Consider the following 21,652-nt stretch of genomic DNA (forward strand, 5'->3'; position numbering starts at 1 on the left):
CTTTTGCCGCACATCGGCGCTGTTCGGCCAGGCCAGGGGCGGGTTGAGCAAACTCGCCGGGACTCTTCCGGCGCGTCCCGCGTGTCGGCCGTTACCTGGAGTGGGGCTGCGTCGGTATGGGTACGGCACGGGGGTACGAGCGATCGCCCGAGCGGGCCTATTTATCAGGTTCGGCTTGACGACGCACGCATTACACGCGTGTAATTTCACGGGGGATGTTCGCGGGGTGGGTGGCAAGTTGCTACCAAGCGGACATAAGGAACACCGCGCCGAGGTACAGCAACCTTGTAGGACATGCGCCTTCCGCGTGGGGGGTTGCGCCGGCATTGACGCCGGCGCGCAAGAAGGAGGCACGCTGATGGACGGCCGACCAGTCGTGGCCGACCTGCTGGGTAACGCTCCGGAGTGGCAAGAACGCGCTCTGTGTTCGCAGACCGACCCGGAGGCTTTCTTCCCGGAGAAGGGCGGGTCGACGCGCGAGGCCAAGCGCATCTGCTCGCGCTGCGAGGTGCGGGCGGACTGCCTGGAGTACGCGCTGGGGCACGACGAGCGCTTCGGAATTTGGGGTGGGCTCTCGGAACGCGAGCGTCGCAAGCTCAAACGACGGGCCGCTTAGCAGATCGGGATTTTGAATTAGGGCGCCGGCATCCGAAATGGGGGTCGGCGCCCTTTTCATGGCATTGATGGTTATGCGTCGGGAGGAATGACGCGCAGGTGCCCCCGCCGGCCCAGCGGGTGCTGCTGATCGGGCTCCTCGCGCCGCGGCGCCGGCCGCGCCGCCTCGCGCACGGCCTCGGCGAGCGCGACCAGGTCGTCGTTCGTCGGCGGGGGCGGGCCGTACTCGCCCTCGTGCCGTACCAGATCCCAACCCCGCGGCGCGGTCAGCCCGCGAGCGTGCGATTCGCAAAGATCGTAGGAGTGCGGCTCGGCGAACGCGGCCAGCGGACCGACAACTGCCGTCGATTCGGCATAAACGTACGTCAACGTCGCAACGGGGGGTCGGGGGCAACCGTTGCGCGAGCATCGACGTGGGGTCCTCACGGCCGAACGGTATCTCCCCAGGGCCTCCGCGCCGTCCCGGAAGCCCCGCGACACGCCGGGGTGACCACGCCGACACGCTCGCGCGGGCGATAGGGTTGGCTGGCGCTACGCTGACATCGTGGCGAGCCCAGACCGACGACGTAGTGGACCGGGCCGGCGCGGCCGAGACCGGCACGGCCGTGGCCTGCGCGGCCGCCTGGTCCCAGCGTCGCTGCCGATGTCCCGCACCCGCGCGGAGATGTTCGACGACCTGGTCCTGGATTCGGTCGAGCAACTGGAGCAGCGCTTCTCCCAGGAGCTGGCCGGCGTGGAGTTCGCGGTCGAGGACGTCCCACCCGACCTCAACGTCTACGACTCGGATGTCCTGGAGGACGGCGAGGTCCCCCTGGCCCGCCTGCTCCCCGGCCGCCCGGGCCGCCACGGCGTGCCGCCGCGGATCGTGCTCTACCGCCGCCCCTTGGAGTTCCGCGCCGCCGACCACGACGACCTGGCCGACCTGGTCCACGACGTGATCATCGAGCAGGTCGCGAACCTCCTCGGCGTCTCCCCCGACGACCTCGACTCCTGAGCACCCACGCCCCTTTCAGCCCGCCGCTCCCACCAGTCCCCGGTCAGGGCCGGCTCTCGCGAAGCCAACCGAACCGGTCGAGCCTTGGCGCTCCCCCCGCCATGCCCGCTGTGCCAAGCCCAACCGATAAGTCGGGCGCTCCGCGCCACGACTTATCGGATTTATCGCCTGACGGGGCATAAGTCCGAAAAGTCCGGACACGAAGTGTCTGGACTTTTCGTCGCTAGATCACCTTCGGCCACGGCGCCCCGCCCACCCCGCCACGACAGTCACAAACTCTCCGCGATCATGCACGCCCAGCCACGACACCAACGCTTTCCCGTGATCACGGAGACAAAAGGTACCTATGAGTACATCACCACTCCGTGATCATGAAAAACTCGTGGTGCAGCCGACTCCTCCCGCATGATCCCGGAGACTTATGGTCACGCCGCTCCGACGACGCCCGCCAGCACCCGCCGGCAGGAGGCCAAACCAGCGACATCCACGCCGGCGGCCCAGCAACGCAGCAGGGCGGCAGAGCGCAAGCACCGCGTAGTCGGCGCATAACCGAAATGTCGGATATGTCGGTCGCGGAGCGGCCGACATATCCGCGGTGCCGACGCCCCACAGCCGCTCCACCAGCAGCCAACACCCGCGCCCCGAGCCAGGCCTCGACGCGACGGGACCGGGAGCAGCGAGGCCAAGCCGCCACCCGGCCGGGAGCAACGGCTTCAGACCACCGACCTGCCAGGAACAGCGAGGTCAGACCGCCGACGCGCCGAAAGCGGCGGGTCCGGCCGCCGACAGGAGCACAACAGCGCCCGGCCGCCGACGTGACGGGAAGCGCGGGGCAGGGCAGCGGCGCGGCGGAAGGGGCTGGGGGTTGGAGGGCTGGGGGTTGGACGGGCGGGGGCCGGAGCGGCGGGGGCCGGAGCGGCGGGGGCCGGGCCGGAGGGGGCGGGAGGAAGGCGGAGGGCGGGTCAGGTGCGGGCCGGGACGTGGCCGTAGACGGTGGTTCGCTGGCGGACCGGGCGGCCGGCCGCCGCGCCGATGGACTCCAGTTCCTCGCGGGTGCGGGCGGAGCCGTGTTCGGAGCCGGCCATCCGCGAGATCGTCTCCTCCATCAGCGTCCCGCCGAGGTCGTTCGCGCCGCCGCGGAGCATCGTGGCCGTGCCCTCGTCGCCGAGTTTGACCCAGGAGCACTGGATGTTGGCGATGCGGCCGTGCAGCAGGACGCGGGCCATGGCGTGCACCGCGCGGTTGTCGCGCCAGGTCGGGCCGGGGCGGGCGATGCCGGCGAGGTAGATGGGCGCGCTGTGGTGGACGAAGGGCAGGGCCACAAACTCGGTGAAGCCGCCCGTGCGGTCCTGGATGCCGGCGAGCACCCGGAAGTGGCCGAGCCAGTGGCCGGGGTGGTCGACGTGGCCGTACATCATCGTCGAACTGGATCGGATGCCCAGCTCGTGCGCGGCGGTGACCACCTCCACCCACGCCGACGTCGGCAGCTTGCCCTTGGTGAGGACCCAGCGGACCTCGTCGTCGAGGATCTCGGCCGCCGTGCCGGGGATCGTGTCGAGGCCGGCCTCCTTGAGCTGGGTCAGCCAGTCGCGGATCGGCACGCCGGCCTTCGCGGCCGCGGTCACGACCTCCATCGGGCTGAAGGCGTGCACGTGCATGCCGGGCACCCGGTTCTTCACCGCGCGGACCAGCTCGGCGTAGGCCCCCACCGGTAGCTTCGGGTCGATGCCGCCCTGCATGCAGACCTCGGTCGCGCCGGACTGCCAGGCCTCCTCGGCGCGGTCGGCGACCTGCTCGTAGGAGAGCCGGTAGGCGTCCGCGTCGCGCTCGCGCTGGGCGAAGGCGCAGAAGCGGCAGCCGACGTAGCAGACGTTGGAGAAGTTGATGTTGCGGTTGATGACGTAGGTGATGTCGTCGCCGACCGCGTCGCGGCGCAGGTCGTCGGCGATCCGGACGAGCTCCTCCAGGGCGGGGCCGTCGGCGTTGAACAGGGCGAGGGCGGCCGCGGAGTGCTCGGGCAGCAGCAGCCGGGCGGGGTCGCTCGCGGCCATCGAGAGTCCACTGTGGACGTCGCTGTCGAGCCGCTCCGGTGCGCTGTGCGTGACCCGGGTGGCGACCTCGTTCCAGTCGCCGTACACCGTGTCGAAGTCCCCGCGCCGGTCCTCGGTGCGCCCTTCGGTGTCGATGGCGGCGTGCAGGTCGGTGCGGCCGCTGTCCTCGTATCCGCCGTCGGGCTCCTGCCAGGGCAGCCCGGCCGGCATCGCGCTCTCGTCGGCCAGGCCGGTGTCCCGCTCCATCAGCGCCTCGACGTGCGCCACCAGCCGGGCGTCCAGCCACGGCACGCCGCGCTTGGCGTACTCGGGGTAGATCGTCAGGCGCTCGCGCAGTACAAAACCGGCGGCTTTGGTTCGTTCGGCCAGCTCGTCGAGGGCGGGCCAGGGGCGTTCGGGGTTCACGTGGTCCGGCGTCACGGGCGACACGCCGCCCCAGTCGTCGATGCCGGCGCGGATGAGGAGGGTGTACTCCTCGTCGATGAGGTTCGGCGGTGCCTGGATCCGCGCCTTCGGGCCCAGGACCAGCCGGGCCACCGCGATCGTGGCCGCGAGGTCCTGCAGCTCGGCGTCGGGCATGCCGCGCATCGCGGTGTCGGGCTTGGCGCGGAAGTTCTGCACGATGACTTCCTGGATGTGGGCGTACTCCCGCATCGTCCGCCGGATCGCGAACAGGGACTCGGCCCGTTCGTCGTGGGTCTCGCCGATGCCGATCAGGATGCCGGTGGTGAACGGCACGCCGACCCGGCCGGCGTCCTCGAGCACCCGCAGCCGCACGGCCGGCTCCTTGTCCGGCGAGCCGAAGTGCGGGCCGCCCGGCTCCGACCACAGGCGGGTCGCGGTGGTCTCCAGCATCATGCCCATGCTCGGCGCGACCGGCTTGAGCCGCTGCAGCTCCGCCCAGGACAGCACGCCCGGGTTGAGGTGCGGCAGCAGGCCGGTCTCCTCCAGCACCGCGACGGCGCAGGCGCGCAGATACGACAGGGTCGAGTCGTAGCCGCGCTCGTCGAGCCAGCGCTTCGCCTGCGGCCAGCGCTCCTCGGGCCGGTCGCCGAGGGTGAACAGCGCCTCCTTGCAGCCCTGCCGGGCGCCCTCGCGGGCGATCTCGAGCACCTCTTCGATCTCGAGATACTCGCTGGGCAGCCGGTGCGGCACGGTCGCGAACGTGCAGTAGTGGCAGCGGTCCCGGCACAGCCGGGTGAGCGGGATGAAGACCTTCTTCGAGAAGGTGATGATGCCCGGGCGGCCGGCGTCGGCGAGCCCCGCGTCGCGAACCGCGCCGGCGATGCCGAGCAGCTCGTCGAGGGCGGCCCCGCGGGCGGTCAGCAGGACGGCCGCCTCGGTCGCGTCGAGCGTCCGGCCGTCCGCGGCCCGGCGGAGCGCCCGGCGCATGGCATTGCCTTCGGTACCTCTGCCTTCAGACGTCACGCCTTGCAGCCTAGGCCGCCGTCAAGCAAAACAACGCGTGTCCGCCGTGTGACTTCCGCCCGTCGTCGGCCGGGCGGTCGCGGCACCGGTCCGGCACCGCAACCGCCGCGTCAGGGCCTAGATGGCCTGGGTGCGCTGCGTCTCGTCGCCGTCGTCGCCCTTGTCACCCGGGCGCAGGACGGTCGTGGCGTCCGGGTCGGCCGGCGGCACCACCGGAGCGGCCTGCGTAGCGTCCGGATCGGCCGGCGACAGCACCGCGGTGCCTTCCTCGTCGGGCTGAGCGGGCGAAAGCCCCGCGGTCCCATCGGGCTGCGCCGGCGAAAGCCCCGCCGTGCCGTCAGGCTGCGCCGGAGAGAGCCCGGCGGTGCCCTCCGGCTGTGCCGGTGACAACACCGCGGTGCCCTCCTCGAAGGGCTGAGCCGCAGAGAGCCCGGCCGTGCCCTCCGGCTGCGCGGGTGACAACACCGCGGTGCCCTCCTCGAAGGGCTGGGCCGGGGACAGGCCCGCGGACGCCGGCGGCTGGGTCGAGGCGCCGCCCGGCCAGCCCGCCGCGGCGAACCCGCCCGGCGGCGTCGACGGCCCGCCGTCCGCGGGCGACGCGGAGACCGGCTCGTCGACGACCGGCGTCGGGGCCGGCGCGGTGTAGGCCGCGAACGGCGAGCTCAGCGGCGGCGCGGAGGCCGGCGCCGCGGAGACCGGCTGCGCGGAGGCCGGCGGAGTCGCCGGTGCGCCGTAGCTTGGCGCCGCCGAGGTGGGTGCGGCGTAGCCGGGCGCGCTGCCGGGGACGGCGTAGCCGGGGGCCGGGTACCCGCCCGAGGTCGGCGCGGCCGGCGCACCGGTCGCGGCGGCCACGCCGGGCGCCGGGGCGCCGGAGGCCGGCTGGGCGTAGCCGGGCACGCCGAACGAGCCCGTGGGCTGCGCCGCGCCCGGCTGGGGCTGGGCCGGGTAGCCCGCGGCCGCGCCGGCGATCACCCCGGGCGCCGCCGGGTTCACCGCGGGGATGCCGCCGGTGGCCGGCTGCGTCCACCCGCCGGTGGCCGGCTGCTGTTGCTGCTGCTGGACGTATGCCTGGTAGGCCTGCGCCTGTGCGGCGGTCGGCTGCACGCCGGCGGTGGTGACGTAGCCGGTCTGCTGCGCATACGGCTGCTGCGGGTAGCCGTAGCCGGCCGGATAGCCGTAGCCGGGCTGGCCGTACGGCACCGGCTGCGGCTTGGGCGCCGAGTAGCCGCCGAGGTAGATCCGCGCGGTCAGGAACAGCCCGAGGCCGAGCAGTCCGAGCCCGGCGAGGTGCTCCAGGAAGTAGGCGAAGCCGTAGCCGATCGGCAGGTTGTTGCTCTGCAGGTCGCCGATGAGCCCGGCGAGCAGCAGCACGATGCCGATGACGGCGGCCACGGCATACTCCACCAGGGCCCCGACGACGACGGTCCGCGCCCGGGCGGTGACCGGGTCCAGCTGCGTGGCGATCAGGACCGCGAGGATCGGCAGCACGATGATCTCGAAGCCGACGAACGAGCCGAACGACCCGGACGCGCTGGCCAGGAAGTCGTTGAACAGCCCGCTGAGCAGCTCGAGCAGGCCGGCCAGCAGGAAGATCGCGGCGGCGCCGAGCAGGGCGAAGGCGGCCAGCTCGCGGTAGGGCCCGATCAGCCCGCGGGCCTTCTTCACGTCCAGCGGGGCGGGCGCCGGCTGAGGCTGGGGCTGCTGATACGGATTCTGCTGCGCGGGACCGGCGACCGGGACGGCCTGGGTCGCCGGGCCGGGGTTCGAGTACGGCGCCGCGGCCGGGGGCGTCGGATACGCCCCGGTCTGGGCCGGATCGGGTGGCTGCGTGCTCACTGGCTCTCCCGAGGAGGAGTCGATGGTCCGTGCAACATCGCCCAGCAGCCTAGTCCGAGAAGGCGAGTTGTGCGTGAGCGAGCGACCCGGCACGGGGCCGTGACGGCGGTGCGGCAGGATTGAGGATATGCGGATCGTGGTATTGGCTGGTGGGATCGGGGGTGCGCGCTTCCTGCTGGGAGTGCGCGCGGTCGCGCGGGACCTGGGCGCGGACGTGACGGCGGTGGTCAACGTCGGCGACGACGTCACGCTGCACGGGCTGCGCATCTGCCCCGACCTCGACAGCGTCATGTACACCCTCGGCGGCGGCGCCGATCCGGAGCGCGGCTGGGGCCGCGTCGGCGAGAGCTGGACGGTCAAGGAGGAGCTGGCCGCCTACGGCGCGGAGCCCACCTGGTTCGGCCTCGGCGACAAGGACATCGCCACGCACCTGGTGCGCACCCGGATGCTCGGGGCCGGCTACCCGCTCTCCGCGGTCACCGAGGCGCTCTGCGACCGCTGGCAGCCGGGCATCCGCATGCTGCCGGCCAGCGACGACCGGGTGGAGACCCACGCCGTCGTCGAGTTCGACGGGTCCACCCGGGCGATCCACTTCCAGGAGTGGTGGATCCGGCACCGCGCCGAGGTGCCGACCGAGCGCTTCGTATTCGTCGGGGCGGAGACGGCCAAACCCGCGGCCGGAGTGCTCGACGCGATTGCCGATGCCGATGTGGTACTCCTCGCGCCGAGCAATCCCGTCGTGTCCATCGCCCCGATCCTCGCCGTAACGGCGATCCGCGACGCGGTCGCGACCGGTCCCGCCCCCGTGGTCGGCGTCTCGCCGATCATCGGCCGCGCGCCGGTGCGCGGCATGGCCGACAAGTGCCTCGCCGTGATGGGCGTCGAGTGCAGCCCGGCCGGCGTCGGCGGGCTGTTCGGCGCCCGCGCCGACGGCGGCGTGCTCGACGCCTGGCTGGTCGACGAGTCCGACGCCGGGGTCGAGGTGCCCGGGCTGACCGTGCGGGCCGTGCCACTGTGGATGACCGACGAGGCGGCCACCGCCGCGATGGTCCGCGCCGCGCTCGCCACGGCCGGGCTGACCGGGACGGACGCGGCATGACCGGCCGGCTGGAGATCCTGCCGGTCGCCGGCATCGGCGACGTGCACCCCGGCGACGACCTGGCCGCGCTGATCACGGCCGCGGCGCCGTGGCTGGCCGACGGCGACGTGCTCGTCGTCACCAGCAAGATCGTCAGCAAGTCCGAGGGGCAGCTGGTCGAGATCCCGCTCGACGAGCCGGCGCGGGAGGCCGCCCGGGAGGCGGCGCTGCGCGCCGAGACGGTCCGCGTGGTGGCTCGCCGCGGTGCGACCCGGATCGTGCAGACCCACCACGGGTTCGTGCTCGCCGCGGGCGGCATCGACCAGTCCAACGTCGACCCGGCGCACCTGGTGCTGCTGCCCAAGGATCCGGACGCCTCCGCCCGCTGGCTGCGCGACGAGCTGCGCGAGCGCTTCGGCCTCGACGTCGCCGTGGTCGTCACCGACACGATGGGCCGGCCGTGGCGGCTGGGCCTCACCGACGTGGCGATCGGCGCCGCGGGCGTCGACGCCCTGGCCGACTACCGGGGCCGCTACGACGCCTACGGCAACGAGCTGCAGCTCACCCAGATGGCCGTCATCGACGAGCTGGCCGCGGCCGCGGACCTGGTCAAGGGCAAGGTCACCCAGGTGCCGGTGGCCGTGGTCCGCGGGCTGACGCTCACCCCGGGCGCCCCGCACGGCCGCGGCGCCGCCGAGCTGGTCCGCGGCGCCGACGCCGACCTGTTCTCGCTCGGTACGGCCGAGGCCGTCGCCCGCGGCCTGCGCGCCGCGGGCGACCTGCCCGACGCCGCCGCCTTCGCGCCCGCCGACGGCGCCGTCGCGCTGCCGGCCCTGCCGTTCCCCCGGACACACAGCGTGACCGTGCCGGAGAACACCGTGGCCGCCGTGCTCGTGTGGGCGCCCGCCGGCGACCCGCGCGCCGCCGCCGAGGCGGGCCGCCGCGCCGAGCGGCTGCGCGCCGTCCTCGCTGCTGACGGCCTCGCCAGTGCCTGGCTGGAGATCGACGACCCGGCCCGCGTGGCCGGCGAGTTGCCCGACGGGGGCGTGCCGCTGGGCGTGCTCGCGATCGGGCGCGGTAGCCTGCCGTCACTATGAAGCTGCACGAGGACGCACTCGCGGTACTGTCGGCATGGGCGGCTCCCACGGCGGAGGCCGAGGCCACCCGGCAGCGGTTTCTGGACTTCGTCCGCCCGGACCCGTCGTCCGTCTGGCGCGAGCACACCGGGGGGCACGTGACCGCGAGCGCGCTCGTCGTGGACGCGGCCGCCGAACGGGTGCTGCTGTGCCTGCACGGCCGCATCAAGCGCTGGGTGCAGATGGGCGGGCACTGCGAGCCGGCCGACAGCACGATCGCGGGCGCGGCCCTGCGCGAGGCCACCGAGGAGTCGGGCATCCTCGGCCTGCGGATCAGCGAGATGCCGATCGACCTCGACGTGCACCACGTGCACTGCTCGGGCGGCCCGTCGCTGCACTACGACGTGCGGTATGCGGCGATCGCCCCGCCCGGCGCGGTGGAGGCGGTCAGCGCCGAGTCGAGCGCGCTGGGCTGGTTCGCGCCCGGCGCCCTGCCCGAGCCGCTGGCCCACGCGACGGAGTCGCTGGTCGCCCCGGCGCTGGCCTGGGCCAAGCGTTCCTGACCTCCGCTTTCACCGCGGACATTGCCTGGCCCGGGTCCGCGCCAGCTGAAGACCGTTCCTCCCGGCGCCCGGTCTGGGCCGGTCTCGCGGAGCTTCACCGGGCCAGACTGGGCGTCGCGACTCGCTCGGCGCTGGCGCGCCTCCCTGCGACTCCGCGGTGTCAAGCCCTTGGCACCGCGGACCTGGCAGGGCCAGGGCCAGCGAATGCTGGGCCCCGGCCCGGTGTCTGGCGGGAGCAACGGTCTGGAAGTGACGCGGACCCGAGCCAGATAAAAATTAGAGGAGCTCGATCGACCCGCGCTCCTTCAGCGAGTCGACCAGCTTCTTGACATCCTGGGCCCGGGCGCGCGGGCAGACCAGCAGCGCGTCGGGCGTGTCGACGATGATGAGGTCGCTGACCCCCACCGCGGCCACCAGGCGGCCGGAGCGGGGCACCACGACGACGCGCTCGGCGTCCTGCATGAGCACCGTCGGCTTGCCTTCCGGGGCGGCAACGCCCGCGTCCTCGCCGAGATCGACGACCACATTGCCGGCCGTGTCGGTCTCCAGCAGCTCGCCGAGGGTGTGGAAGTCGCCCACGTCGTTCCAGCCGAAGTTGCCGGGCACCGTGCCGACGAGGCCGGCCCGGCCGGCGCCCTCCATGACGCCGAAGTCCACGGAGATCTTGGTCAGGCCGGGCCAGAGCTCGGCCAGCACCTCCTCGCGGTCCCGGCTCTCCCAGGACTCGGCGATGCGGCGCAGGCCGTCGTGCAGGGTCGGCTGCTGCCGGGCCAGCTCGTCGAGGAACACGTCGACGCGCCAGACGAACATGCCGGCGTTCCAGAGGTACTCCCCGGAGTCGACGTAACGCTGGGCGACGTCCCGGGCCGGCTTCTCCGCGAACTCGGCGACCTTGCACACGTCGGCGGTGCCGGTGGGCTCGCCGACATGGAGGTACCCATATCCGGTCTCGGGGTGCGTCGGCGTGATGCCGATGGTCATGAGCAGCCCGTCCTCGGCGCCGTGGATGGCACGCCGGACGGTGTTCGCGAACGCCGGCACGTCACGGACCAGCTGGTCGGCGGCGAACGCGCCCATGATGGCGTGCGGGTCGCGGCTGGCGATCACCGCCGCGGCGAGCCCGATCGCCGCGCAGGAGTCGCGCGGGGTCGGCTCGACGAGGATGTTGCCCTCGGGCAGACCCGGCAGCTGCCGGGCGACCGCGGCCGCGTGCGCCACGCCGGTGACCACGAACGTGGACTCGGGCGTCGCCAGGCCTTCCAGCCGCCCGTAGGTCGCCTGGAGCAGCGACAACGGCGTGCCGGTGAGGGCGTGGAGAAACTTCGGATGACCGGCTCGCGACAGCGGCCAGAGCCGCGTGCCACTGCCACCTGCAGGAATCACCGCGTAGAACACCGGCACATCATGCCCAGCCGAGGGCACCCTTCCACAACTTGGGGGTGTCGTAACCATTACCAGAATCGCCTATTGCGGTTTCGGAGGGTGACAATTGCGGTCACCCCGGGTTAATACCCCCGCGGCCCGGCGGCTCTCGCCCAAGCGGCGAGGTGAACCTCGGCGCTGGACTCCCAGGTGAACTCCTTGGCGCGCGCCGCGCCGGCTTTTGCCAAAGCGTTACGTCGCTCGGTGTCGTCGAGCAGCGCCGCAAGGTCACGGGCGATCTCGTCGGGGCCGGGCCCGGTGTAGGCCACCGCGTCGCCGCCGACCTCGGGCAGCGACAGCCGGGGCGTGGTGAGCACGGGCGCGCCGCAGGCCATGGCCTCCAGGATCGGCAGGCCGAAGCCCTCGCCGAAGGACGGATAGGCCGCCACGACCGCGCCGCCCAGGAAGCCGGGGAGGTCGGCATAGCGCAGATATCCCGGCCGCAGCAGGCGCAGGTGACTCGGCACCTCGCTGATCGCGCCGTCGATCTCGTCGTCGTGCCCCTGCCCGCCGGCCACGACCAGGGCGGGCGGCTCCGGCCGGTCGCGCACCGCGGAGATCCAGCCGCGGATCAGGCTGGGCACGTTCTTGCGGGGCTCCTTGGCGCCGAGAAAGGCGATGTACTCCGTGGCGCCGAGGCCCAGCCGGGCCCGCACCCGGGCCTTCTCGTCGTCGCTGGGCGCGTGGAAGGCCTGCGGGTCGACGCCGTGATAGGCCACGTCGATGCGGGTCGGGTCGGCGTCGAGCAGCCGGATCAGCTCGTCGCGGGTCGCCTTGCTGGGCACGATGACCCGGCTGGCGCGGCGCAGTGACGTCTTGATCGCGGAGCGGAAGAAGGTGCGGCGGGACTTGTCGTAGTGCTCGGGCTCGGTGAAGAAGGTGGCGTCGTGGACGGTGACGGTCACCGGGCAGCCGGCCCGCAAGGGGCAGGTGTAGAACGGCGAGTGCAGCACCTGCGCCCCGACCTGCTGGGCGAGCAGCGGCAGGCCGGTCTGCTCCCAGGCGAGGCGGGCCGGGCGGTGGGCCGCCGCGGCCGGCGCCGACATGATCCGCGCGTTGGGCAGGAGGCGCCCGTAACGCTCGGCGTCGGTGCGCTGGCAGACGACGGCGAGATCGGCATCGAGCGCTCCCAGCGCACCGAGCAGCCCGTCGACGTAGCGCCCTACACCGCCTCGGTCGGCTGGGACACTCGTGGCGTCTACAAGCACTCGTGGCGGACGGCCGGGGGTCACTTGGCGACTCCTTCGGGACTCGATGCGACGTCAGGGCAAAGCCTACGCCCGATCCGCCGGTGATCGATGTCCACGACGCGACTAGCGACGTGAGTTCCACCCAGGATTCAGCCTGAATCAACTCACGTGTGCGTTTCATCGCGCCAAGTAACGTCAAAATAACGGTACTGGTATGTCCCCCGGCGCGCCGACGTCGTAGGTTCCCACGCCACGCACGTCGAACCGCCCGTCGTGGTAAACGGCCAGGTCGGCTCGGCCGTCGCCGTCGTACTGCCCGGGCACCGGCGTGTCGCCCGGATCGCCCAGCCGCACCGGCGGCCGCCCGTCGATGGTGAACTGCTGGCTCGCCGGGGACCAGATGGCCGGCTCGATCGTGCCGTCGCCGTCGTAGTCGGCCGGGACGGCGATGGCGCCGGGCTCGCCGAAGTGCCACTCGCGGATCGCCCGGATCGCCCACAGGCCCGTGGAGGGGCGCCAGATCGCGGGCTCGGCCCGCCCGTCGCCGGTGTAGTCGCCGGGCACCGGCTGGTCGCCGGGCTGGCCGAGCTGCAGTTCGCCGATGCCCTTGAGGTACCACACCCCGCTGGAAGGCCGGAAGACGGCGAGCTCGGCCTTGCCGTCGCCGTCGTAGTCGGCGGGCACCGGCACGTCGCCCGGCAGGCCCCACTGCGCCGTGGCGCGACCCTCGCCGGTCAGCAGCATCGTCCAGTTTCCGGTCGTGGGCGACCAGGTCGCGACGTCGGCCTTGCCGTCGCCGTTGTAGTCGGCCGGCACGGCGATCTCATTCGGCCCCGAGGTGAAGATCGGCTGCGCGATGCCCTGCAGCCGCACGGTGCCGTCGGCCGGGCGATAGGCGGCCATCAGCGCCCGCACGGTTCCCGGTTTGACCAGGTCACCGAGCAGTTCGCCGGCGCGGGCGCGGATCAGCGGCAGGGCGTCCAGGCCGCGCGCGCCCGGACACTCCGTCGGGTTGGTCTGCCGGTGCGGGAACACGCGCGGGACCGTAACCGTGGTGCCGGCGGGGTACCGCGACGTCGACCCGCCGCCGGTGAGCGCCACGCTGCCCCGCGGGTCGATCGCCTGGCTCAGCGAAAGTTTCCAGGCGGTGTACCGCGCGGCGGACTCCACGACCGCGGGCGGGACCGGCGTCGTGCGGTAGTCGCCGATCATGGCGATGCCGGCGGTACCGGTGTTGAAGCCGCCCGCCTGCGCGCCCACGACGGGGCGGGCCAGGCCACCGGAGCGGCCCTCCCAGAGCCGGCCGAAGCGGTCGACGAGCACGTTGTAGCCGATGTCGCCCCAGCCGCGGCTCACCGTCTGGTACTGGTAGATCGAGCGCAGGATCTTCGGGACGTCGGACTCGGTGTAGTCGTTCGTTGTCGCGGTGTGGTGTACCGCCACCGCCTTGACATAGCTCGCGTATTGCGGACGCCAGTCCATGAGCCGCTCGTTGGCGCCCCACGCGGCGCGCCGGTTGATCGGGGGCATGAACGGGCGCAGGCCGACCGGTGCGGCGTCCTCGGTCGGGCCCAGGGCGGGCGCGGCGTCGGCCGGCGCGTCGGCGGGATCGATGAGGTCGGCGGTGACGTCGTGCGGCACGGCGCCGGCCAGCGACGTGACCGAGACCTGCACGCCGTCGCTGAGGCCGACCCAGACCAGGTCCGCGCCCCCGCGCTCGGCGCCGCCGGGCACCGCGCTCGGCGACGGCCCGGGCCCGGCGACCGGGTCGCGGTCGGCCTCGCCGGCGCCGACGGCCTGCCAGCCGCTCCAGGTGCCGCCGGGGATGTGATGGCGCACCGCGACGCTGACCGCCCCGACCCGCTCGCGTTCGCGCCAGGTGACGCCCACGGCGCTGAACGGCGCGGTCGACGCCAGCGTGGCGGTGAGGGTCCGGCTGCGAGTGGTCCGCCGGTACCCCTCGGCGAGCGGCACGTCACTCAGCGTGCCGTTCTGGGCGCTCACGCCGGGCGCGGGCCGGCCGAAGTCGCCGATGGCGACCCGGGTGACGCGGGCAGGCACGCCGGCGCCGCCCGGTGCCTCGGCGGCCGGGTTCGCCCACTCGACCGGCTCGGCGAGGCCGGGCCGGGCGACCGGCGGCTCGCTCGGGCGGGCCGTGGCGCCGCCGACGGCGAACCCGGCAACGATCAGGGCGAAGGCGCAGCCGGCGACGGCGAGCAGCCCGCCCCGCCGGTATCGTCGCGTTGCCCAGACACCCATCTCGCCGCCCCATCTCGCTAGAAAACCGGTTGAGATGCTATGGAAGGGATTTTTTGGACATATGGGGAATACAGTTCCTTCACTCTTCGCGGCAATTGTTGGGAAAGATCCGTCACTTCCGTTCCTGACGTTCTATGACGACGCGACCGGCGAGCGGACCGAGCTGTCCGCGGCGACGATGGCGAACTGGGTGTCGAAGACCGCCAACCTGCTCGTCGACGGTTGCGGCCTAGGCCCGGGCGACGTTGCCGCGGTGCGCCTGCCCGCGCACTGGCAGACCGCGGCGATCCTGCTCGGGGCGTGGACGGCGGGGCTGCGGGCCGACTACGTCTCGGCCACGGCGGCCGGCGCCGACGTCGAGTTCGCCTCGCTCGAGGCGGCCGGGAGCGGGGCGCCCGGGCCCGCCGACCGGTACGTGCTCGGCCTCGCCCCGATGGGGCTGCCGATGCGCGGCGGCGTGCCGGCCGGGTGGGCGGACTACGTGGCCGAGGTGCGGCAGTACGGCGACTACTTCCCCGGCGCGCCCGCGACCGGCACGGAGGAGCTCGCCGAGCGCGGGCGGGCGCTGGGCCTGCCCGGCGGGCGCCTGCTGATCGACGCGGCGGCCCACCCCGACCCGGTGGAGTGGCTGGTCGGGCCGATCGTGGCGGGGGCCGGCATCGTGCTGAGCGTCAACACCGACCCGGCGAAGCTAGCGGGGCGGGCCGCCGCCGAACAAGCGATTCTTGTCGTACCCCCCGCGTAATCTCCCGCCCCGTGAGGCGATCAGTCGCGGGCGGCGCGGATCCGCTCGAAGTAGCGCAGCGACTCGGGGTTCGCCAGCGCGCCCTTGGCCGCCGCGCTGTCGATCGGGGTGCCGGTGAGAATCCGCTTCACCGGCACCTCGAGCTTCTTGCCCGACAGTGTGCGCGGCACCGCCTCCACCTGAAACACCTGATCGGGCACGTGACGCGGAGAGAGCGCGGTGCGCAGCTCCCGGCCGATCCGGGCGCGCAGCGCGTCGTCGAGCGCGGCGCCGGGCCGCAGCACCACGAAGAGCAGCAGCTCTCCCGCCCCGCCGTGTGGATCCTCGAGGTGGACCACGACGGAGTCCACGACCTCGTCCAGCCCCTCGACCACGGAGTAGAACTCGCTGGTCCCCAGCCGCACGCCGCCCCGGTTGAGCGTGGCGTCGGACCGCCCGGTGATCACGCAGGAGCCGTTCTCGTCGATGGTGATCCAGTCGCCGTGCCGCCAGACTCCGGGGTAGGTGCCGAAGTAGGCCTCGGCGTAGCGCGAGCCGTCCGCGTCGCCCCAGAAGCCGACCGGCATGCTGGGCATCGGCGCCGTGATCACCAGCTCGCCGAGCTCGCCGATGACCGGCTTGCCGTCCGGGCCGAAGGCCTCGATCCGCGCGCCCAGCGCCCGGCAGGCGATCTCGCCGGCCCGCACCGGCAGCAGCGGCACCCCGCCGACAAAGGCGGTGCAGACGTCGGTGCCGCCCGAGACCGACGCCAGCAGCACGTCTTCCGACACCGCCGCGTAGACCCACTCGAAGCCCTCGGGCGGCAGCGGCGCGCCGGTCGACCCGACGCCGCGCAGCTTGCTCAGGTCGGCGAGGTCCCGCGGCACCACGCCGGCCTTGCGGCAGGCCAGCAGGTAGGGCGCGGAGGTGCCGAAGTAGGTCGTGCCCGACTCCTCCGCGACCCGCCACAGCCAGCCGAGGTCGGGGTGCGCGGGGTTGCCGTCGACGAGCACGATCGCCGCGCCCACGGCCGGCCCGGAGGCCAGGTAGTTCCACATCATCCAGCCCGTGGTGGTGAACCAGAAGAACCGGTCGCCGGGGCCGAGGTCGTGGTGCAGGGCGAGCATCTTGAGGTGCTCGACCATGATGCCGCCGTGGCCGTGCACGATGGGCTTGGGCAGGCCGGTGGTGCCGGAGGAGTAGAGCACGTAGAGCGGGTGCGCGAAGGGCACCGCGGCGAAGTCCAGCGGCTCGTCGGTCTCCGCGGTCAGCTCGGCCCAGTCGCCGGCCGTCCCGTCCAGGTAGCCGATGCGCACCACGTGCTCCAGCGACGGCAGCGCCGCCCGGATCGCCGCCACCTCGGCGGCCCGGTCGATGGCCTTGTCGCCGTAGCGGTAGCCGTCGACGGCGACCAGCACCTTCGGCTCGATCTGCTGCCACCGGTCGACGACCGACCGCGTGCCGAACTCGGGCGCGCAGCTGGAGAAGATCGCCCCCAGGCTGGCCGTGGCCAGCAGCAGCACGAAGGTCTCGGGAATGTTCGGCGCGTAGACCGCGACCCGGTCCCCCGCCCCGACCCCGAGCCTGCGCAGCCCCGCCCGGGCCCGTCGCACCTGCTCACGCAGCTGCGCCGCGCTCAGCGTCACCGGCTCGCGGGTCTGCGACCAGGCCAGCACGATCGGCTCGTCGTCACCGACCCCGGGCATCCGCAGGACGTTCTCGGCATAGTTGAGCCGCGCACCGGGGAACCAGTCGGCCCCGGGCATCCGCGCGTCGCCCAGGGCCTCGGCCGGGCTCACCGCGCTGACCACGCCGAAGTAGTCCCAGATCGCCTGCCAGAAGGCCCCCGGCTCGTCCACCGACCACTGCCAGAGCGCCTGGTAGTCGCCGAAACTGGGCCCTCGCCCGGCCTCCAGCCAGCGCAGAAACGCCCCGATCCGGGTCCGGTCGAGCACATCCGCCGGAGGTCGCCACAGCACCGTCGCCATCCGACCATCTTGCGCCACCCGGGAAGGTCCGTTCAGTGTGGCCTTCCCCCACCCAAGCCCCACCGGCGGTGTGGGCCGCCCCCGTATCGCCCGCCCGCCGTTCCCCCTGTCCCGACCGGGCTACGGCTGGCGGGCCGACTCGGCGCGGTGGCGCTGGATGGCGTCGCGGCGGGCGAGGCGGTGTTCGCGGCGGATCTCCGCCTCCCGCCAGCGGCCGTCGTTCTGCGGGGAGTCCGGAATCACCGCCGGCACCGGACGCGGCTTGTTGTCGGCGTCGACCGCCACGAAGACGAGGTATGCGGTGGCCACCACCACCGGCTCGCTCTCGCTGACCACGTCCCAGCGCTCGGCCTCCAGCCGCACGCCGACCTCCATGGAGGTGGTGCCGGTCCAGTTGACCTGGGCGTAGGCGTGCACCAGGTCACCGACGCGCAGCGGCTCGAGAAACAGGATCTCGTCGATCGAGGCGGTCACGGCGGTGCCGCCGCTGTGCCGCGCGGCGGCCGCCCCGGCCACGTCGTCGACAAACTTCATGATCACGCCGCCGTGCACCGTCCCGTAGAGGTTCACGTCCACGGCGGTCATGATCCGGCTCAGCGTGACCCGCGAATACGTGGTCGGACGGCTGGTCGGTCGGCCGGTGTGCTCGCTCATGGCAAAGACGGTACGGTGCGACCCATGCGACACGTCGGAAGCCTGATCGCGGGGATGCTGATCGCCCCGATCGCGTGGCTGCTGATCGCGATCGGTCAGCAGAAGTCCACGGAAACCGTGGGCAAGTGGGTCGAGAAGGGCGCCTTCGACTCCGTCGACCTGCTCGTGCCCGCCGCGTACCTGCTGGGCGCCGGCCTGCTCATCGGCCTGATCGCCACCCTGCGCATCTCCCCCGTCGGCCCGATCGTCGCCGGCCTGGCGCTGCTCGCCACCTACGTCAGCCTGTTCGTCGACCCGCTGTCGGCCCTCAACAGCCTGCCGCGCGACCTGAAGATCGCCAGCCTGACGGTTGACGTGCGCCTGCCGATCGTCAACGGCACCACCGCGGTCCTCGGCCTGGCCCTGCTGGTCGCCGCCGCCAGCGTGAAGCGCTGGCGCGCCTGGCCCGCCACCGTCCCGCTGACCCCGATCGCGCCGAGCGCTCCGGCGGACATCCACGAGTACCCGCTGGGCCAGGGCCCGACGCCACCCCCCACGCCGGTCGCCGCCCGCCCGCCCTACAGCGGCCCGTCGGCCCCGACGTCGGTCTTCCCCGCCGCGGCCACCTCGGTCATTCCCACCCCCGGCCCCTACGCGCCCACCGACGCCACGCAGCCGGTCTCGTCCCCTTCGGCCGCACCGTCATCCGGCTACCCGGCTCCTCCCCCCGCCGCCGTCTCCGGCCCCCCGTCCGCCTACTCCGCGGGCCAGCCTGCCGGCGCCGTCTCCGGGCCCCCGTTCGCCGCCGGCGCCGTCTCCGGCCCACCCTTCCCCGCCGGCGCTGTCTCCGGCCCGCCCTCGCCCTTCGCCGGGGGTCAGCCCGCCGGTCCGGTCTTCACGCCGCCGGCTCCGTCCTACGCGCCCCCGCAAGCCGGCTCACCGGCCGGCCCGGCGCCCGCCGTCTCCGGCCCGCCCGCGGCCACGCCCGGCGCTTTCTACGCGGCCGGCCCCGCGCGGCCCGCGTCGCCGCCCGGCCCGTTCCCCCCGACCCCGCCCGGCATGCCGCCCCAGCCGGTCTCCCCGAGCCGCTTCGACCCGTCCCCGCCGCCACCCGTCGCGTCGGCGCCGCCTTTCCCCGCAGGCGTCTCCGCGCCGCCCGCCGGCGCCGGCACCCCACCCCTGCGACCCGCGGGCGCCGCGGGCGAGCCCGCCTGGCTGACCCCGGAGACGGCGTCCCCGCCACCGTTCGCGCAGCCGCCGGCCGCCCCCGCGGTGCCCCAGCCGCCGGCCGGCCCCTCCGCGACGCAGCCCCTTCCCAGCTCCTTCGCCGCGCCCCCACCTTCGGGCCCCGCCACCGCGCAGTCACCGTTCGGCCCCACCACCGCGCCACCACCTTCAGGCCCCGCCACGGCCCAGTCGCCGTTCGGCCCTGCCGCCGCGCCGCCACTTTCGGGCCCGGCCGCCGCCCAGCCACCTTTCGGCCCCGCCGGCGCGCAGCCGCCTTTCGGCCCCGCGGTTACCCAGCCGTCGACCGGGCCTGGCTTCGGCCAGCCGCCGGCCACCGCCGTTGAGGCCGCGCCCGGCAGCCCGGTGGGACGACCGGGAGGCACGCCGTGGACCGGAGCCCCCGGCACCGGCGAGCTTCCGACCCGTCCCCCGGCGGTCCAGGCGTCTTCCGCGACCCCGTTCGGCGCCACGCCGCCCGCCCCGCCGGCCACCGCGACCGGCGAGCAACCGATCGCCGGCTACAGCCGGGGCAGCGGCCACCCGTCGGACGAGCCCGACGCCACCGAATCGCTCGACGCGACCCAGCCGGTGAGCGGCACCGCCCCGACCCCGTTCGGCGCGACCCCGCCCACCTCGACTCCGCCGGTTCCGGGGCCGCCCACCTCAACCCCACCCCTCTCAGGGGCGCCCACCTCGGCCCCGCCCACCTCGGCCCCGCCCACCTCGGCCCCGCCCACCTCGGCCCCGCCCACCTCGGCCCCGCCCACCTCGACGCCGCCGGTTTCGGGGCCGCCGACCTCGACCCCGCCCATCTCGGGGCCGCCGGTTTCGCCGCCGCCGAGTTCGGTGTCGCCGCCGGCCGGGTCGGGACTGCCCGGCGCCGAGCCGTCGGGTTCGTGGCCGGTCGTCCCCGCCCCCGCCGGCTTCCCCGGCCTGGCCGACGACGAGGCCACGCGGCCGTTGCAGGCGAGCGGAGCCACCGACAGCGCCGGCACCACCGAGCCGCACACCGGCGAAGCCACCGGGACCGCTCCGGCCGCAACCGGCGCGGAGCCAACCATGGCCGCCGGCGGAAAACTCCCGTCGCGGACGGCTTGGGGCCCCTCGACCGAGCGCTCCATTCTGGACGGTCCGTCGTTCGACGGGTTCGCCGTGCCGCCGAGGAGTGGACACGAGGAGACACGCCCCGGCCAGGACGAGGAGACCGAGGCCTTCCACCCCGGCCGACAGGCGCCCGTGCCTTCCCGGCCCCGGCACGCCGCGGCCACCGGAGAGCACCCGATGGTGTCGCCCGACGGCGGGGACGGGGACGATCGTCGCCCGCGCTTCCAGCCGATGGCGCCCCAGCCGCCCGTCGCCGCACCGGACACCGACGGGGACACGGCCGAGCCGACGAGCCGGTTCCAGGCCCCGCCCGCCGAGACGGCCGGGCCGACCAACCCGCTCCAAGCACCGCCCGCCGGGACGCCCGAGCCCACTAACCAACTCCAGGCACCGCCCGCCGGGACGGCCGAGCCCACTAACCCGTTCCAAGCACCGCCCGCCGAGGCAGGCGAGCCCACTAACCCGCTTCAGGCGCCGTCCGCCGGGAGGGCCGAGGCCACTAGTCCGTTCCAGGCACCGCCTGCCGAGGCGGGCGAGCCGACCAACCCGCTCCAGGCCGCGGCCGCTGATGCGGGCGAGCGCACCGTCCTGTTCCAGGCCCCGCGCGCCGCCGCCGAGCCGGCTGCCGACCCGGAGGCGACGACGAACTTCGGCTTCGGCGGCAACCGGGTCTCCCCGGCCGAGGCCGCGGAACGCCGGGCCGCGTTCGCCCGCGGCGAGGCCGAACGCCGCGCCGGCGCCCAGGCCGAACTCGACCGACTCGCCGCGGAACGCGCCGCCGCCAAGGAGATGACCGCCGCACGCGAGAGCACCGCCGCACGCGAGAGCACCGCCGCGACGGAAAGCACGGCCGCCCGGGACAACACCGCGGCGGAGAACCCCGCCGCGGAGCCCGACCCCGACGCGACCGCCCGCTTCGACACCCAGCCGCGCCGGGACAACCCGCCGACCTCTCCCTGGGCCGAACCGCCACGCGAACGCGGCTGAGCCCGACAGCCCCCGGCCCCGCCGCCCCACACAGCGGCGGGGCCGCTGCCATAACCCCGCCCCGGCCGCCCGCACACCAGCGCCCGTGGCTCGCACGCCCGCGCCGGCCGCTCAGGCACAACCCCGGCCTGGCGCTCAAGCCGCTCCCACAGCTCCCCTCCGCATCACAAGCCTGCCGCTCGCTCCGGGCCGGACGAATGTCTCCGTGATCATGATGCCCGTCGTGGCGATATCACGGGTTTGCCATGATCCCGGAGACTTTCGGTACACGGGTGTACATGAACACTCCGTGATCATGAAAAACCCTTGGTGTGGGTGCCCGGTGCAGCATGATCACGGAGACTTACGGTCGCCTGCGGCGTGCTCCGCGGCGTGCGGCAACCGACGTGTGGGACGTGATCCCGCCGTTCGCTCGGCCGGGTCGCGCCGCCCGCACAACCGGTCGCGCCGCCCGCACAACCGGTCGCGCCGCCCGCA

General features: G+C 73.9%; 15 protein-coding genes. 7 read left to right on the plus strand and 8 right to left on the minus strand.

The annotated features are described in order from the left end of the window. Positions 1 to 358 precede the first annotated feature (358 nt). Positions 359 to 616, plus strand: a complete 258-nt coding sequence (locus tag ACQPXD_RS50960) for a WhiB family transcriptional regulator (RefSeq protein WP_033364663.1) — start codon at positions 359 to 361, stop codon at positions 614 to 616. 71 nt (positions 617 to 687) lie between these two features. Here ACQPXD_RS50960 and ACQPXD_RS50965 read toward each other — a convergent pair whose 3' ends face one another. Continuing rightward, complete coding sequence (locus tag ACQPXD_RS50965) at positions 688 to 1,041, minus strand: DUF3499 domain-containing protein (protein WP_345134832.1); 354 nt, start codon at positions 1,039 to 1,041, stop codon at positions 688 to 690. A gap of 118 nt (positions 1,042 to 1,159) precedes the next feature. Between ACQPXD_RS50965 and ACQPXD_RS50970 the strand changes: the two genes are divergently transcribed. Next, positions 1,160 to 1,609 (plus strand): metallopeptidase family protein, encoded by a 450-nt coding sequence (locus tag ACQPXD_RS50970; protein WP_432831555.1) that lies wholly within the window; start codon positions 1,160 to 1,162, stop codon positions 1,607 to 1,609. 962 nt (positions 1,610 to 2,571) lie between these two features. Here ACQPXD_RS50970 and ACQPXD_RS50975 read toward each other — a convergent pair. Together ACQPXD_RS50975 and ACQPXD_RS50980 are read right to left on the minus strand one after the other, a co-directional pair. Then, complete coding sequence (locus tag ACQPXD_RS50975) at positions 2,572 to 5,052, minus strand: bifunctional FO biosynthesis protein CofGH (protein WP_432844262.1); 2,481 nt, start codon at positions 5,050 to 5,052, stop codon at positions 2,572 to 2,574. A 153-nt stretch (positions 5,053 to 5,205) separates the two neighbouring features. Further along, entirely contained in the window at positions 5,206 to 6,924 is a 1,719-nt protein-coding gene (locus ACQPXD_RS50980; RefSeq protein ID WP_432831557.1) for a hypothetical protein, read from the minus strand. A 127-nt stretch (positions 6,925 to 7,051) separates the two neighbouring features. Here ACQPXD_RS50980 and cofD point away from each other — a divergent pair, with 127 nt between their 5' ends. From cofD to ACQPXD_RS50995, 3 genes are read left to right on the plus strand one after another with little or no spacing between them, the layout of a single operon-like run. Continuing rightward, the gene (gene cofD, locus ACQPXD_RS50985) at positions 7,052 to 8,023 is read left to right on the plus strand and encodes a 2-phospho-L-lactate transferase (RefSeq protein ID WP_432831559.1); all 972 of its coding nucleotides are present in this window, start codon (positions 7,052 to 7,054) and stop codon (positions 8,021 to 8,023) included. Continuing rightward, positions 8,020 to 9,099 (plus strand): coenzyme F420-0:L-glutamate ligase, encoded by a 1,080-nt coding sequence (locus tag ACQPXD_RS50990; RefSeq protein ID WP_432831561.1) that lies wholly within the window; start codon positions 8,020 to 8,022, stop codon positions 9,097 to 9,099. The genes cofD and ACQPXD_RS50990 overlap by 4 nt, the downstream gene beginning before the upstream one ends. After that, positions 9,096 to 9,641, plus strand: a complete 546-nt coding sequence (locus ACQPXD_RS50995; protein WP_432831563.1) for an NUDIX hydrolase — start codon at positions 9,096 to 9,098, stop codon at positions 9,639 to 9,641. The genes ACQPXD_RS50990 and ACQPXD_RS50995 overlap by 4 nt, the downstream gene beginning before the upstream one ends. A 276-nt stretch (positions 9,642 to 9,917) precedes the next feature. Here the strand turns inward: ACQPXD_RS50995 and ACQPXD_RS51000 are convergent, their stop codons facing one another. The 3 genes from ACQPXD_RS51000 to ACQPXD_RS51010 all read right to left on the minus strand — a co-directional run bounded on the left by ACQPXD_RS51000 (position 9,918) and on the right by ACQPXD_RS51010 (position 14,512). Further along, entirely contained in the window at positions 9,918 to 11,036 is a 1,119-nt protein-coding gene (locus ACQPXD_RS51000; protein ID WP_432831565.1) for a mannose-1-phosphate guanylyltransferase, read from the minus strand. Positions 11,037 to 11,146: 110 nt separating this feature from the next. Then, the gene (locus ACQPXD_RS51005) at positions 11,147 to 12,295 is read right to left on the minus strand and encodes a glycosyltransferase family 4 protein (RefSeq protein ID WP_432831567.1); all 1,149 of its coding nucleotides are present in this window, start codon (positions 12,293 to 12,295) and stop codon (positions 11,147 to 11,149) included. 153 nt (positions 12,296 to 12,448) lie between these two features. Continuing rightward, positions 12,449 to 14,512, minus strand: coding sequence for an N-acetylmuramoyl-L-alanine amidase (locus ACQPXD_RS51010; RefSeq protein ID WP_432831569.1), 2,064 nt, complete (start codon positions 14,510 to 14,512; stop codon positions 12,449 to 12,451). 61 nt (positions 14,513 to 14,573) lie between these two features. On the opposite strand from ACQPXD_RS51010, the gene ACQPXD_RS51015 reads away from it, so the two are divergent. Further along, a complete protein-coding gene (locus ACQPXD_RS51015; RefSeq protein ID WP_432831571.1) occupies positions 14,574 to 15,257 on the plus strand; it encodes a TIGR03089 family protein in 684 nt (227 codons plus the stop codon). A 20-nt stretch (positions 15,258 to 15,277) separates the two neighbouring features. On the opposite strand, the gene ACQPXD_RS51020 is transcribed toward ACQPXD_RS51015, so the two are convergent. Both ACQPXD_RS51020 and ACQPXD_RS51025 read right to left on the minus strand, forming a co-directional pair. Continuing rightward, the gene (locus ACQPXD_RS51020; RefSeq protein ID WP_432831573.1) at positions 15,278 to 17,224 is read right to left on the minus strand and encodes an acetoacetate--CoA ligase; all 1,947 of its coding nucleotides are present in this window, start codon (positions 17,222 to 17,224) and stop codon (positions 15,278 to 15,280) included. Between the two features lie 120 nt (positions 17,225 to 17,344). Further along, the gene (locus ACQPXD_RS51025; protein ID WP_432831575.1) at positions 17,345 to 17,878 is read right to left on the minus strand and encodes an acyl-CoA thioesterase; all 534 of its coding nucleotides are present in this window, start codon (positions 17,876 to 17,878) and stop codon (positions 17,345 to 17,347) included. A 24-nt stretch (positions 17,879 to 17,902) separates the two neighbouring features. Between ACQPXD_RS51025 and ACQPXD_RS51030 the strand changes: the two genes are divergently transcribed. Beyond that, complete coding sequence (locus tag ACQPXD_RS51030) at positions 17,903 to 21,175, plus strand: hypothetical protein (RefSeq protein ID WP_432831577.1); 3,273 nt, start codon at positions 17,903 to 17,905, stop codon at positions 21,173 to 21,175. Positions 21,176 to 21,652 lie beyond the last annotated feature (477 nt).

Origin of the sequence: Dactylosporangium sp. CA-092794, from assembly GCF_050948465.1 — a bacterium.
In the GTDB taxonomy this organism is placed as follows: Bacteria; Actinomycetota; Actinomycetes; order Mycobacteriales; family Micromonosporaceae; genus Dactylosporangium.